Source organism: Paraburkholderia sp. J67 (assembly GCF_905220265.1).
Classification (GTDB): Bacteria; Pseudomonadota; Gammaproteobacteria; order Burkholderiales; family Burkholderiaceae; genus Paraburkholderia.
The window spans coordinates 213,466-226,177 of the sequence record NZ_CAJMZK010000001.1; the positions used below are offsets into that span (position 1 = coordinate 213,466).

The 12,712-nt window shown below is 65.9% G+C and carries 11 protein-coding genes; 5 read left to right on the forward strand and 6 right to left on the reverse strand.

Annotated elements, in window-relative coordinates; translation table 11 throughout:
• The 3 genes from U5782_RS00930 to U5782_RS00940 all read right to left on the reverse strand — a co-directional run bounded on the left by U5782_RS00930 (position 1) and on the right by U5782_RS00940 (position 5,172).
• A complete protein-coding gene (locus tag U5782_RS00930; RefSeq protein WP_322041987.1) occupies positions 1–4,443 on the reverse strand; it encodes a DEAD/DEAH box helicase in 4,443 nt (1,480 codons plus the stop codon).
• 85 nt (positions 4,444–4,528) lie between these two features.
• Positions 4,529–4,924 (reverse strand): type II toxin-antitoxin system VapC family toxin, encoded by a 396-nt coding sequence (locus U5782_RS00935; RefSeq protein WP_322041988.1) that lies wholly within the window; start codon positions 4,922–4,924, stop codon positions 4,529–4,531.
• Positions 4,921–5,172 carry an AbrB/MazE/SpoVT family DNA-binding domain-containing protein gene (locus U5782_RS00940; protein WP_322041989.1) on the reverse strand — a complete coding sequence of 84 codons (252 nt, stop codon included), beginning with the start codon at positions 5,170–5,172 and terminating at the stop codon, positions 4,921–4,923. Before U5782_RS00940 ends, U5782_RS00935 begins: the two co-directional genes overlap by 4 nt.
• A gap of 167 nt (positions 5,173–5,339) precedes the next feature.
• Here U5782_RS00940 and U5782_RS00945 point away from each other — a divergent pair, with 167 nt between their 5' ends.
• Entirely contained in the window at positions 5,340–6,383 is a 1,044-nt protein-coding gene (locus U5782_RS00945; protein ID WP_322041990.1) for an aldo/keto reductase, read from the forward strand.
• A gap of 91 nt (positions 6,384–6,474) precedes the next feature.
• On the opposite strand, the gene U5782_RS00950 is transcribed toward U5782_RS00945, so the two are convergent.
• Positions 6,475–6,816, reverse strand: coding sequence for a BON domain-containing protein (locus U5782_RS00950; protein ID WP_322041991.1), 342 nt, complete (start codon positions 6,814–6,816; stop codon positions 6,475–6,477).
• 319 nt (positions 6,817–7,135) lie between these two features.
• On the opposite strand from U5782_RS00950, the gene U5782_RS00955 reads away from it, so the two are divergent.
• Positions 7,136–8,680: an RNA polymerase factor sigma-54 gene (locus U5782_RS00955; protein WP_322041992.1), complete on the forward strand. Its 1,545-nt coding sequence runs from the start codon at positions 7,136–7,138 to the stop codon at positions 8,678–8,680.
• 75 nt (positions 8,681–8,755) lie between these two features.
• Here U5782_RS00955 and U5782_RS00960 read toward each other — a convergent pair whose 3' ends face one another.
• Positions 8,756–9,118, reverse strand: coding sequence for a darcynin family protein (locus tag U5782_RS00960; protein ID WP_322041993.1), 363 nt, complete (start codon positions 9,116–9,118; stop codon positions 8,756–8,758).
• Between the two features lie 83 nt (positions 9,119–9,201).
• On the opposite strand from U5782_RS00960, the gene U5782_RS00965 reads away from it, so the two are divergent.
• On the forward strand, positions 9,202–9,828 hold the full coding sequence (locus U5782_RS00965; RefSeq protein ID WP_415914237.1) for a TetR/AcrR family transcriptional regulator: 627 nt from the start codon (positions 9,202–9,204) through the stop codon (positions 9,826–9,828).
• 21 nt (positions 9,829–9,849) lie between these two features.
• On the opposite strand, the gene U5782_RS00970 is transcribed toward U5782_RS00965, so the two are convergent.
• A complete protein-coding gene (locus U5782_RS00970) occupies positions 9,850–10,704 on the reverse strand; it encodes a DUF72 domain-containing protein (RefSeq protein WP_322041995.1) in 855 nt (284 codons plus the stop codon).
• 213 nt (positions 10,705–10,917) lie between these two features.
• Between U5782_RS00970 and U5782_RS00975 the strand changes: the two genes are divergently transcribed.
• Positions 10,918–11,313, forward strand: a complete 396-nt coding sequence (locus tag U5782_RS00975) for a transposase (RefSeq protein ID WP_322041996.1) — start codon at positions 10,918–10,920, stop codon at positions 11,311–11,313.
• 216 nt (positions 11,314–11,529) lie between these two features.
• On the forward strand, positions 11,530–12,501 hold the full coding sequence (locus U5782_RS00980) for an acetyltransferase (RefSeq protein WP_322041997.1): 972 nt from the start codon (positions 11,530–11,532) through the stop codon (positions 12,499–12,501).
• The last annotated feature ends 211 nt before the right edge of the window (positions 12,502–12,712 follow it).

The following is a 12,712-nucleotide window of genomic DNA, read 5'->3' on the forward strand; positions in this document are numbered from 1 at the left end:
TCAGCCCGAGCGCATCAGGACCGCCCGCAGGCTGGCTTGAGTCGAGGTGTCGAAATCGCCGCGAAAATCCACCCGCCCGGCAATCAGCGTGGCGACGGGCAAGCCGTCGCGAAACGCGATACGGTTGCCCGCAACGGCGGGCACTTTTTCGCCGGGCAGCAGGGTGCCGAGCAGATTCAACGGGTCCGAAGCGGCAATGCAGATTAGCTCCGCATCTTCAGCTCGTTCTGTCACGCCGCGCCGCCGAACCTCGCGCAGCAACGGGATCGCTTCGGCCAAGGCGAATTGCTCGCCGGAAAGCCCCGTGACGAAGCGCCCGCCGCGCACGTGACCGCGCGCCTCCATGCGATGCAACACACGTAGCAGATCGCGCCACGGCGGCAGCCACGATGCCTCGCGCGCCAGCAATTGCCAGCAGATGACGCCATAGCGGCGTAACAGCACGTTGGCGACGTGTTCGAGCAATTCGGTATCGGCTGGCAGCCGGCGTGTTTGCGCTGTGTGCTTGTGGTCATCGCTCACCGGGGCACTGTCGACGGGTGCGAGTTCCACGCGTCGCAACACCGCCCAGCGTCCCGCATCGGCCATACCGCCCACGAGCGGCCCGAAGCCGCGAGGGCGTCGCTTGCCGTGATACGCCGAGCGTTTGGCGGCGGGCCGCACGAGCGCGCGCAGGCCCGCGAAACTATCGGCGTTCACGAGTCCCGCCGCGACCAGTTCGCCCAGCGCGCTTTCGAGTTCGACGCCAAGCAGATGCGCATCGGCGGCCAGTTCGTCGAAGAACATCGCGCCCTGGCGCAGCAACGCCTCATAGACACGCCGCGCGCGTGCCGACATCTCCGCTTCGGGCACGTCGAGCAAAGCCGTCCAGCGCATCAGTTCGCGGCGCGGCAGGAGCACGACGGGTGTACTGCGTACGGTCGCTGACGCAGCCGCCCGCGCGGGCAGCCGCGCCCATGCAAGCCGCCCCGATCGGCAGAGTTCGTCGAGCAGCATCGGTGTGTAATCGTCGATGCGCGCGGGCAGGATCTCGTCCTCCCACGCGAGCGCCGAGGCCTCCCAGCCTTCGAGCTGATCGAGCATCGCCACGAGGGCATCGCGACCGGAGCCGCGCGTGTCGGGCGCGATGTGCTGCCATTCGAACAGGAAGCGCATGAAATCGTGCCGCTCGACCGGTTCGATCTCGCGACGCAGCTTGCGCACCGTGTAACGGTGGATGCGCGCAAGCAGATGGCGTTCGCACCATTCTTCGTCGTGCGCGCCTGGCGTGAAGCGCCCGCGCATGAGCGTGCCTTCGGCTTCGAGGCGCGTGAGCGCGAGGGCGACCACGCTCGCTTCCAGCGCGAGCGGCCGCGCCACTTGCGCGAGCGTGAGCGGCCCGAAGCCCGAGAGCCGCGCGCGCACCAGTTCGACGAGCGCTGTGTCTTCGCTCCAGGGTTCGTCGCGCGAATCGGCGTAGCCTGAAAGCGGCGGCTCGCACTGCGCCTGCGGATAGATCGCCTGCACGCAGGCCAGCCGCTCGACGCTCACCCACAGCGCCTCGCGATCGGCGACGGGCAGGCGCGTGGCGCGTCCACCGGCGGCCAGTTCGGCAAGCCAGTCGGCCCAGCCCGGTGTTTGCACTTCGCTGTGCGCGAGCGCGCCGAGCGTATTCAACGCGTCGTGCATCTCGTCGGCGTCGCGCGCCTGCGGCCAGGCCTCTTCGCGCACGCTTGCAATCGCTTCGGGATCGAGCGCGCCGAGATCGTCGGCGGACGCGGGGTCGCTCCAGCGCCGCGACAACACGGCCTGGGTGCGCCGCTCCTCGATCGGGGCGTCGTCGAGAAACGCGTAGGGCCGCGCGGTCAGGATCTCGGCCGCGAGCGGCGAGGGCGCGGACAACTCGCGCGTCACCAGCCGCACTTCGCCCGACTCCATGCGGCGCAGCAGCGCGAGCCATGTTTCGGTGTCCATCGCATCGTGCAGGCAGTCGTCGAGCGTCTGATCGACGAGCGGATGCGAGGGCACTTCGCGCTCGCCCGCGAGATTTTCGACGCAGGCGACCTGATCGGGAAACACAGCGGCGAGCAGGTCTTCGCTGCGCATGCGCTGGATTTGCGGCGGCGTCTTGCGCCCGCCCGTCTGACGCGGCAGCGCGAGCGACGCGGTGGCGTTCCAGCGCCAGCGCACGCCAAAGAGCGGCGCGTCGAGCAGCGCCTGCACGAGCAGATGTTCGGCCGAGTTCGAGTGCAGATAGCGCCAGACCTCGTCGAGCGCGAAACTGTGCGCGCCCGTTAGCGACAGGATGATGGCGTCCTCGGTGGCGGCGGCCTGAAGTTCGAAGTTGAACTGGCGGCAAAAGCGCTTGCGTAGCGCCAGACCCCACGCGCGGTTCATGCGGCTGCCGAAGGGCGAGTGGATCACCAGTTGCGTGCCGCCGGATTCATCGAAGAAGCGCTCCATCACGAGCGTGTCCTGGGTCGGCAGGACCGTGAGCGCCTGACGTGCGCGCGCCAGATACTCGACGATCTGCCGTGCGGATGCATCGTCGAGATCCAGTGCGTCGCAGAGCCAGGCGATGGTGCGCTCGATCGCGGTGGTATCAGTCGCCAATGATTCGGCATCCTGACTGGGTGCAACTTCGGCCAGTTTTGCCCCGATCTGCGCGCGCAAACGCGAAATCGCCCACGACAACTCGTCGCTGCGCCCCGGCGCCTCGCCGAGCCAGAACGGAATGTTGGGCGGTTGGCCCTGCGCATCCTCCACGCGCACGCGGCCCGCCTCGATGCGCAGGATGCGATACGAGGCATTGCCGAGCTGGAACACGTCCCCCGCCAGGCTTTCGACGGCGAAATCCTCGTTCACGGTGCCGATCTGCAGGCTCTGCGGTTCGAGCAGCACAGCGTAATCGGCGTTATCGGGGATGGTGCCGCCCGACGTCAGCGCGACAAGGCGAGCACCGCGCCGCGCGCGCAGCGCGCGACTCACCACGTCGCGATGCAGATACGCGGCGCGCGGTCCGTGGCGGCTGGTATAGCCCTCGGACAGCATGCGCAGCACCGCATCGAAGCGCGCGCGTTCGAGTTGCGCATAAGGCGCGCTGCGGCGCACGAGCGCGTAGAGCGCGTCCTCGCTCCACTCCTGGCAGGCCACCTCGGCGACGATCTGCTGCGCCAGCACGTCGACGGGTGCATGCGGCAGGACGATGTGGTCGAGCTCGCCGCGCCGCACGCAATCGAGCAGGGCCGCGCATTCGATCAGATCGTCGCGCGAAGTGGGAAACAGGCGCCCTTTGGGCATGCCGCCGACCTGGTGGCCCGAGCGCCCGACCCGCTGCAAAAAGGCCGCGATCGAGCGCGGCGAGCCGATCTGCACGACGAGATCCACATCGCCAATGTCGATGCCGAGTTCGAGCGATGCCGTCGCCACCAGCACGCGCAATTCGCCGCGTTTGAGGCGCTGTTCGGCCTCGAAGCGATGCTCGCGCGCGAGGCTGCCGTGATGCGCGGCCACGGCCTCGCTGCCGAGGCGGTCGGTGAGATGGCGCGCGACGCGCTCGGCCATGCGGCGCGTGTTGACGAACACGAGCGTGGTGCGATGCAGGGCGACGAGTTCGGCCATGCGGTCGTACACGCGCTCCCAGACATCGTTCGCCATGACCGCTTCGAGCGGCACGGGCGGCACTTCGAGCGCCAGATCGCGCGCGCGCACATGGCCCGCATCCACGATTTCGCAGGTGGGCGGCGACGCGGCGGCGTCGCCCATGCCGACCAGAAAGCGCGCGACGGTTTCGATCGGCTTTTGCGTCGCGGACAGGCCGATGCGCAATGGACGCTCGCCGCACAGCGCGTCGAGCCGCTCCAGACTCAGCGCGAGATGCACGCCGCGTTTATTGCCCGCAACCGCATGAATCTCGTCGACGATCACCGTGCGCGTGCTCGCCAGCATGCGGCGGCCCGACTCGGAGCCGAGCAGCACATAGAGCGATTCCGGCGTGGTCACGAGAATGTGCGGCGGGCGGCGGCGCAGCGCGGCGCGTTCGGGCTGCGGCGTGTCGCCGGTGCGCACGGCGGTGCGGATCTCGACGCCCGGCAGGCCGAGCCGCGCGAGTTCCACAGCGATGCCTTCGAGCGGTCGTTCGAGGTTCAGGCGGATGTCGTTCGACAGCGCCTTGAGCGGCGAGACATAGACCACGAGCGTCGCGTCGGGCAAGGCGCCGTCGTGCGCGAGGCCTTCGCGCACCAGCGCGTCGATGGCGGTGAGAAACGCGGTGAGCGTCTTGCCCGAGCCAGTCGGCGCGGCGACCAGCGTGGCGCGGCGGCTTTCGATCAACGGCCAGGCGGCGCGCTGCGCGGGCGTGGGCGCGTCGAAGGCGTGCCGGAACCACGCGGCCACGGCCGGATGGAAGAGGGCGAGCGGATCGTCGGGCTGGGGCTCGATGGGCGTGGAGGGGAGCGAGGCCATAGGCAGTGCATTGCTCGTGTGAGTTCGTGCGCAAGGGCGCCAATCTGCAACTACACGCTGTCCGCGGCGCGGCTCAAGCTCGCGCTCAAAGCAGACGTGCGGACTGTTCCTGCTTCGTCAACAAGGACACGGCCTTTTTGTCGAACGACACGAAAGTCTCCGCGCCGAGCCAGGTCCCGTCGTAGGCGATCACCCCATCGGCAAAATCGCCGCCCGCTTCGAGGATGGCGATGCCAGCCTCTGTCGCCGGACGGTTCATGACGACTTTTTCCGTGGCGGCCAGGGCGCGAATCGCGGCGGCGATATCGCCATTGCCAAAGCCATAAACCCGGCGCAATACCCAGACGAACTCGCACAGGCAGGGTAACGGCACGGCGATCAGCGAGGCTTCCTGCAATGCCTTATCGACGGCGCGCGCCTGCTTCTCGTCGTCGCGCACGACACCACGGACCAGTACGTTCGTGTCGACGGTTATCTTCATTCGTCGCCGGCCCAGCCTGCCGCGGCTGCATCGTTCATTTCCTCGATGCTCGCGACTTTGTTGGTCTTGCCGGCAAGCAGGCCAAGAAAGCCGTCGATCGTGCCCGTGGGCCGCGAGGCGCGCAGTTCCGCCCGTCCATCGGGCAGCAGATCCAGTTCGATTTTCTCGCCGGGCTGTATGCCGAGGTGCTGCAAAACTTCTTTTCTGAAAGTCACCTGACCCCGCGAAGTGACGGTGAGTGTGCTCATGGCTTATCTCCAACGAATCGGTCGCTTCAGTGTAATGCATATTTGCATTATTTTCCTGGCGCGGTTCATGACATGGCGCAAGCCGCGCGCGATCGCAGTATCCTCGCCCGGTTGCTTGTGCCTCGGATGTTTCCTCGATGTTCCCTCGGTCCTCGACGGAGTTCCCCATGCGATTCAACCCTCTCGGCCGTACTGGCCTTTTCGTTTCCGAGCTGTGCCTCGGCACCATGACCTTCGGCGGCGGCGCCGGCATCTGGAACCAGATCGGCGATCTCCAGCAGGCCGATGCCGAACGCCTTGTCGGCCGCGCACTCGATGCGGGCATTAACTTTATCGACACCGCCGATGTCTACTCCCAGGGCGTCTCCGAGCAGATCACCGGGCAGGCGCTCAAAAATCTCAAGATCGTGCGCGATCAGGTTGTGATCGCGACCAAGGTGCTCGGCGAGATGGGGCCGTCGCCGAATCAGCGCGGCGCGACGCGCTATCACATCATGGAGGGCGTGAAGGCGAGTCTCAAACGGCTGCAACTCGATCACATCGACCTGTATCAGATCCACGGCTTCGATCCGGCGACTCCGATCGAAGAAACCGTGCGCGCGTTCGATACGCTCGTGCAACAGGGGCACGTGCGTTATGTCGGCGTCTCGAACTGGGCGGCGTGGCAGATCGTGAAGGCGCTCGGCATTGCGCATCATCATGGCCTCGCGCGCTTCGAGTCCTTGCAGGCCTACTACACGATCGCGGGCCGCGACCTGGAGCGCGAGATCGTGCCGATGCTGGCAAGCGAAGGGTTGGGGCTGATGGTGTGGAGTCCGCTTGCGGGCGGTCTGTTGAGCGGCAAATACGGGCGCGATAAACAGGGCGAGGCGGGCAGCCGCCGCACGACCTTCGATTTCCCGCCCGTGGAGCGCGAGCGCGCGTGGGACTGCATCGACGCGATGCGGCCAATTGCGGAGCAAAAGGGCGTTTCTGTCGCACAGATTGCCCTTGCGTGGCTGTTGCATCAGCGCGCGGTGACGACGGTGATCGTCGGGGCCAAACGCGTCGATCAACTCGACGACAACGTTGCGGCCACTCAGGTCAAGCTCTCGGCCGAGGAACTGGCGATCCTCGACGACGTGAGCGGTCTGCCCGCCGAATACCCGGGCTGGATGCTCGCACGGCAGGGCGACCCGCGGCGCGAGCAATTGCGTCAGGCGCAGCGCTGACACCCAAAGCCACGCGCGGCGCTCCTATCGAGCGCCGCGCGCGATTCATGCGGGCCATTGCGCGAGAAGTGACGCTAGCCGCACTTGCTGCTTACTGCGCAGCGACCACCTTGAGATGGTTCTTGACCGAGTTCACGCCGGACACGCCTGCGACCACTTCCTTGGCGTTGTCACGGTCCTCGGCGCTCGGCACCGTGCCGGTCAGCGAGACGATGCCCTTACGCGTCTTCACGTGAATGTGTTCCGACTTCACGTTCTTCGCGCCGAGCAGTTCGGCCTTTACCTTGGTGGTGATAGTTGTGTCGTCAACGTGTTGGCCAATACTTTCAGAGCTGCCCGAAGGCGTCGACGCTGTCGTTTGTGCGCCGGCCATCAGCGCGAAGGTCATACAGGCCACGCCAGCAGCGGTCTTGAGCATCAGGGTGCGCTTCATGGAGTTCTCCTTGTGTGGGTTGATGATCGTGCACCGGTACCGCAAGGTGCGTGCCGCGCTGCGTCGATCGCGCTGTGAGCCCTATTTGCGTGGGGTCTCGGCACGGTTTGTCCGGGAAAGCGGCGCTTCGCAGGCGCTCCATCATCAGGCACGCAATTTTTCCGGGTGATTGTAAAAACGTCTGTCGAACACCGGGTCGCGGGGCGGTGTTTTTCGGCCCCGCAAGCCGTGATCCCGTTACAAAACAAGCGTTTGTAAAAACTGGCATGGGTGTTGCGTAAGAGGTCGCATTCACTCCATTCTCAAGAACGGGACTGCCATGCCTTCCATCGCGTTACAAGCTCGCCAGCATCTGGCGCTGACGCCGCGCCTGCAGCAGGCCGTGCGTCTGTTACAGCTTTCGTCGCTCGAATTCCAGCAGGAACTGCGCGAAGCGCTCGACACCAATCCGTTTCTTGAATACGTGGCGCCCGCTTCCGATACCGGCGAAGCGGCCGAGGCCGCCGGAGGCGCGGCTGGCATCGGTGCAGCGACGGGTGAGGCGCCTACCGCGCTTGCCGACGTGCCCGGCGGCAGCATGGAAAGCGGCATGGACGGCGCCATCGCCCAGGACAGTTCGAGCTACGGGGACGAGCCTTCCAGCTACGGCGACGACAACTCCGGCTACAACGACGATGGCGGCGCGTACACCGCCGATCTGCCTTCGCCAGGCGCGCTGCGTTCATCGAGCTATCGTGGCTCCGAAGACGGCGAATCCGATGCTTCCGACTGGGTGCGCGTGCCCATCTCGTTGCGCGAACAACTGCATGAAGCATTGCGCCTTTCGCCACTCGACAAACTCGATCGTGCCGCGGCGCAGATCGTGATCGAAGCGCTCGATGACGACGGTTATCTGCGCCAGGACCTGTCCGAGCTTGTCGAGGTAGAAGGGGTTGCCGATATCCTCGACGAAGACAATCTGCGCGTGGCGCTGCGCATCGTGCAAATGCTCGACCGCCCGGGCATCGGCGCTCGCTCGCTGTCTGAATGCCTCGCGCTGCAACTGGAGTCGATGCCCGAAGACACGCCGCATCGCGATCTCGCGCATCGGATCGTCACGCAGCATCTGGAACGCCTCGCGCGCCGCGAGAATGGCGAACTGCAACGCCAGCTCGGCTGCGATGCACAAGCGCTGCAAGCTGCGACTGCGCTGGTGCGCCGCCTCGATCCGAAGCCGGGCAATCACTATGGCCGCGCCGATGGTGGCTACGTGGTCCCCGACGTGATCGTGCGGCAGGTGCGCGGCAAATGGGTCGTGAGCGTGAATCCGGCGATCGAGCCGCGCGCGCGTATCCACAAGCTCTACGCGGAAATGTTCGCGCGCTCGGACCAGACCAGCCGTTCGCCGCTCGCGCAGCAGCTTCAGGAGGCGCGCTGGCTGATCCGCAACGCGCACAAGCGCTGCGAAACGATCCTGCGCGTGGGCGAATGCATCGTCGCGCGTCAGAAGGCCTTCTTCCAGTATGGCGAGATCGCGTTGCGTCCGATGCTGCTGCGCGACGTCGCCGACGAACTCGGCCTGCACGAATCGACCGTCTCGCGCGCGACCGGCAACAAGTACATGGCCACGCCACGCGGTATTTTCGAATTCAAGCGCTTTTTCCCGCGCGAGCTGGAAACGCGCACGGGCGGGACCTGTTCGGCAGCTGCCGTGCGGGCACTCATCAAGGAAATGATCGACGCAGAAAATCCGCGCGATCCGCTTTCGGACGTCGTGCTCACGCAGGAACTGGAAAAGCAGGGCGTGCGCGTGGCGCGCCGCACGGTCACGAAGTATCGGCAAATGATGAAGCTGCCGGCTGCGGAAATGCGTCGCCAGCTTTAAAGCGACCGGATACGGTTGGGCAGAGGAAGCGCACGGGTTTTACGCCTGTGCGCTTTTTTTACGCGATTTTGGGCATCACGCAGCTGGTGTTTCGGCCGCATGCTCGCCGACGTGGTCATGCTCCACGCCAGGCAGAATCTCGACGATGCTGAAATAGCGGTCCCAGAACGGCGTATCGCGCAACGCCTCGATCAATCGTTCGTAGGCCTGATGGCTTGTGGCTTCCCACATCCAGACGTCGGTGATGCGTGCGGCGTAGAACTCCACATCGAACAACCGAAGGCGGACGTGCTCGCGATGGCGTTCGAGCAGCGGCATCACATGCTCGCGCAATGCGTCGCGGCGTGCGTCGGGTGGCAGTTCAAGCCAAGCCGGGAGGCTTTTGACGAGCATGAAGACCGTCAGCGTGGATGGCGTAGCGGGATTCGAGGTATTCACAGTGTGTTCCTGAACGATTGAGAGTGTGTTTAGAATACGAGTGTTTGCTCACATTCGATACTCGCATTCCGATCATGACGCCCATGCCCCGCGGCCGTCGCCGCCCAGCCCCGCTCGACGTGCGCAAGCAGCCGCTTCAGCGCCGCTCGGCGGCCACGGTCGAAGCCATTCTCGAAGCCGCTGCTCGCATTCTTGAGCACAACGGCTTCAGCGGATACACCACCAACGCGATCGCCGAGCGCGCGGGCGTGAGTGTCGGTTCGCTCTATCAATACTTTCCGAATCGCGATGCGCTCACGGCCGCACTGATCGAGCGCGAGAGCGCGCCGCTGCTCGCCGCGCTCGAAGAGGCGGGCACGCAAGCGAGTTGCGAAGCGGTGTTGCTGGGGTTGATCCGCGCGTCCGTGGCGCATCAGATGCAGCGGCCGGTGCTGGCGCGTCTGCTCGATTTCGAGGAGGAGCGACTGCCGCTTGGCGAGCGCGACGCACGCATCGGCGAGCGCATCCACACGACGCTCGTGCGCGCGTTCGGCTTGCCCGATGCGCCTCGGCTCGACGATGTGTCGACGGCCGCGTACGACGTGTTCGCGATCGTGCGCGGCATGGTGGACGCGGCGGGCGCGCGAGGCGAAACCGATGCCGTCGCGCTGGAGGCGCGCGCGACGCGCGCCGTGGTCGGCTATCTCTGGCGCAGCGAAACGGGGCGTTGAGGCGCTTTGCCGCTTGGTCGCTTAATCGCAGCCGCGCTTGCGCAGACGCTCGATCAGCGCCATCGCGGCGGCCGGGTTGTGCACCTTGTGGCCGCTGATCACGTAGAGATAGACGTCGCGGCCCGCCTTGGCCGCGAGCGGCTTGCCGAAGGTGTCGAGATCGTCGGGCGTGCCGCCTTGCGCCCAGGCCAGCGCCCGCTCGACCCAGCGGTCGAGGTCGGCTGGCCCGTAGCCCAGCTTGCGGTTGGCGGCCGTGCCCATGATGCGGGCGTAGACGAAGGGCGCGGTGGCGTCCGCGATCTGCGGGTAGTCGGAGTCGCCCGATACCACGATCGCCGCGCGGCGCTTGCGCGCCAGCGCGACGAATTCCGGGGTGCGGAAACTCTCGTGGCGCACTTCCAGCGCGTGACGTAGCGGATGACCATCGACCTCGTCGGGCAGCAGGTCGAGAAATCGTGCGTAATCCTCGGGATCGAACTGCTTGCCCGGCATCAGTTGCCAGTTGATCGGGCCAAGCTTGGCGCCGAGATTCAGCAGGCCGCCGCTCAGAAAGCGCTCGATCGACGCACCGGCTTCGGCCAGCACGCGGCGGTTCATGGCGAAGCGCGGACCCTTCAGGGAGAAAACGAAATCGTCGGGGGTCTCGTCGTGCCAGCGCTTGAAGGTCTCCGGTCGTTGCGCGCCGTAGTAGGTGCTGTTGATTTCGATCGACCCGAGGTGGCGGCTCGCATAGTCGAGTTCGAGGCGCTGGGCGAGGCCTTCGGGATAAAACGTGCCGCGCCACGGCGCGTAGATCCAGCCGCCGATGCCGACGCGGATGCGACCGGTTTTCGCGGCCGAAGCAGGCTCAGTGGCGGGAGCGGTGGAGCGTTTCATGGTCTATGCGCTGTCGAGTCGCAAATGCGGCAGTGTAGCGCGGGGCAAGCGTTAAATATGTTTCGAAGGCATCGGCGCGTGCCCGCGTCGTGAGAGCATGCCGCGGCGCGAGCGCCAGCTTCCATCGCGTTTTCAGCATAGTCCGATATTTTCCCGAGTGACGTGAGGCTAATTTAGTCGCTGTGTGTCAGACAACCTCACTTGGAATATCAGATGCAGTCTCGTCTCTCTCGCGAGCTTAACGATGCGCAGTGGCGCAGCGTCGAGTCGCTCTTTCACGACAACCGTTCCCACGGTCCGCGTCGCGGCCGTCCGGCGCATTGCCCGCGCGCCGTGTTCGAAGCCATTCTGTGGGTGCTCTCAACCGGTTCGGTCTGGGCCAAGCTGCCCGATCGCTATCCCGACTTCCGCACCTGCCATCGCCGCTTCAAGGTCTGGTTCGACGCGGGGCTCGTACAGCAGGCCATGGAGCGCCTCTACGGCGACGAAGGCGTGGCCATGTGCGCAGCCATGAACGCGCGTATGCAGCCGTGGCGCGCGCCGGCCGGTCGCCGGGCGCCGCGCTTCCCGGTCGCCTTTTCGTTGCGCTGGCCGCTCGCGCGCACCTGAGCGCGGCAGCGAACCAGCGTCACCGTCTGGCACCGCAAACGGGCAGTGGATCAAAAGTCCGCTGCCCGTTTTGCGTTGACGCGCGCCTGACGGTCGCCCACGCCTGGGGCGGCTGTCGCATTGCATTCTGAAAACGCGCTCGTCTTAATTGCCCTTTGTGGGAATAACCATCGGTGCGCGATACTGTCGGGCTTAACGCAACGGAATCCAGAGGACATGGCGCATTTCGACGTATTCAATGGCGACGCGGACGGGATCTGCGCGCTCCATCAGCTTCGCCTCGCCCGACCGCGCGAGGCCACGCTCGTCACGGGTGCGAAGCGCGACATCGCGCTCGTCGAGCGCGTGGCGGCCCAGCCCGGCGACTCGCTCACGGTGCTCGACATCTCGCTCGACACCAATCGCGCGGCGCTCTGCGCGCTGCTCGACAAGGGCATCCACGTGGAGTATTTCGATCATCATCACGCGGGCGACCTGCCGATGAACGTCAACCTCATGGCGCACATCGACACCACGGCGCACGTTTGCACTAGCGTGCTGGTCGATCGCCATCTGCAAGGCCAGTATCGTCCTTGGGCAATCGCGGCGGCGTTCGGCGACAACCTCCCCAGGACCGCGCGCGCGCTCGCGGAAATGGGCGACTACACCGAAGAGCAGATCGAAGAACTGTGCGAACTGGGCGAGGCGATCAACTACAACGCCTACGGCGATAGCGTCGACGACCTGTTCATCACGCCCACGGCGCTCTACGAGGCGCTCAAGCCCTATGCCGACCCGTTCGAATTCATCGCCAGCGAGCCGCTGCTCGAACGCCTCTCGGCGTGCCGCGACGACGACCTGGTGCGCGCCCAGCAGATCACGCCGCTGATCGCCTTGCAATACGGCAGCGTTTGCGTTTTGCCCGACGAACCGTGGGCGCGGCGCGTGCGCGGCGTGTTCGCCAATGCGCTCGCGATCGAAGAGCCGGCCCACGCGCATGCGGTGCTGAGCGTCAACCCGGACGGCAATTACGCCGTGAGCGTACGCGCGCCGCTCGAGTGCCCGCGCGGCGCGGACGAACTCTGCCGCGCCTTCCCCGGCGGCAATGGCCGGGTGGGCGCGGCGGGCATCGACTGCCTCGACTCGAATCGCCTCGACCAGTTCGTCACCGCGTTCGCCCGCGTGTTCGGCCGTCCGATGCCGCGGTGAGCCTGACGCCCGAATCCACCGCGGCTCAGCGGTGTGCCCCGTCACGTCGAACACGGCCGACCAGCGGTTCGACGCCATGTCCTGGTTTGGCGGCGCGCCAGCCGGCGTACACGTCGATCGCCGCCTGCTGGCCGACCGCGTAACATTAAAAAGGCGATGGATAACGCGCTGGCAAAGGAATCTGAAGCGCAACCTGAAACGCAACGACGAC

Coding starts and splice junctions, on each gene's coding strand:
- U5782_RS00955 (WP_322041992.1), top strand. CDS start 7,136: ATGCCTTCCATCGCGTTACAAGCTCGCCAGCATCTGGCGCTGACGCCG.
- U5782_RS00950 (WP_322041991.1), bottom strand. CDS start 6,816: ATGAAGCGCACCCTGATGCTCAAGACCGCTGCTGGCGTGGCCTGTATG.
- U5782_RS00940 (WP_322041989.1), bottom strand. CDS start 5,172: ATGAGCACACTCACCGTCACTTCGCGGGGTCAGGTGACTTTCAGAAAA.
- U5782_RS00930 (WP_322041987.1), bottom strand. CDS start 4,443: ATGGCCTCGCTCCCCTCCACGCCCATCGAGCCCCAGCCCGACGATCCG.
- U5782_RS00965 (WP_415914237.1), top strand. CDS start 9,202: ATGCCCCGCGGCCGTCGCCGCCCAGCCCCGCTCGACGTGCGCAAGCAG.
- U5782_RS00935 (WP_322041988.1), bottom strand. CDS start 4,924: ATGAAGATAACCGTCGACACGAACGTACTGGTCCGTGGTGTCGTGCGC.
- U5782_RS00970 (WP_322041995.1), bottom strand. CDS start 10,704: ATGAAACGCTCCACCGCTCCCGCCACTGAGCCTGCTTCGGCCGCGAAA.
- U5782_RS00975 (WP_322041996.1), top strand. CDS start 10,918: ATGCAGTCTCGTCTCTCTCGCGAGCTTAACGATGCGCAGTGGCGCAGC.
- U5782_RS00980 (WP_322041997.1), top strand. CDS start 11,530: ATGGCGCATTTCGACGTATTCAATGGCGACGCGGACGGGATCTGCGCG.
- U5782_RS00945 (WP_322041990.1), top strand. CDS start 5,340: ATGCGATTCAACCCTCTCGGCCGTACTGGCCTTTTCGTTTCCGAGCTG.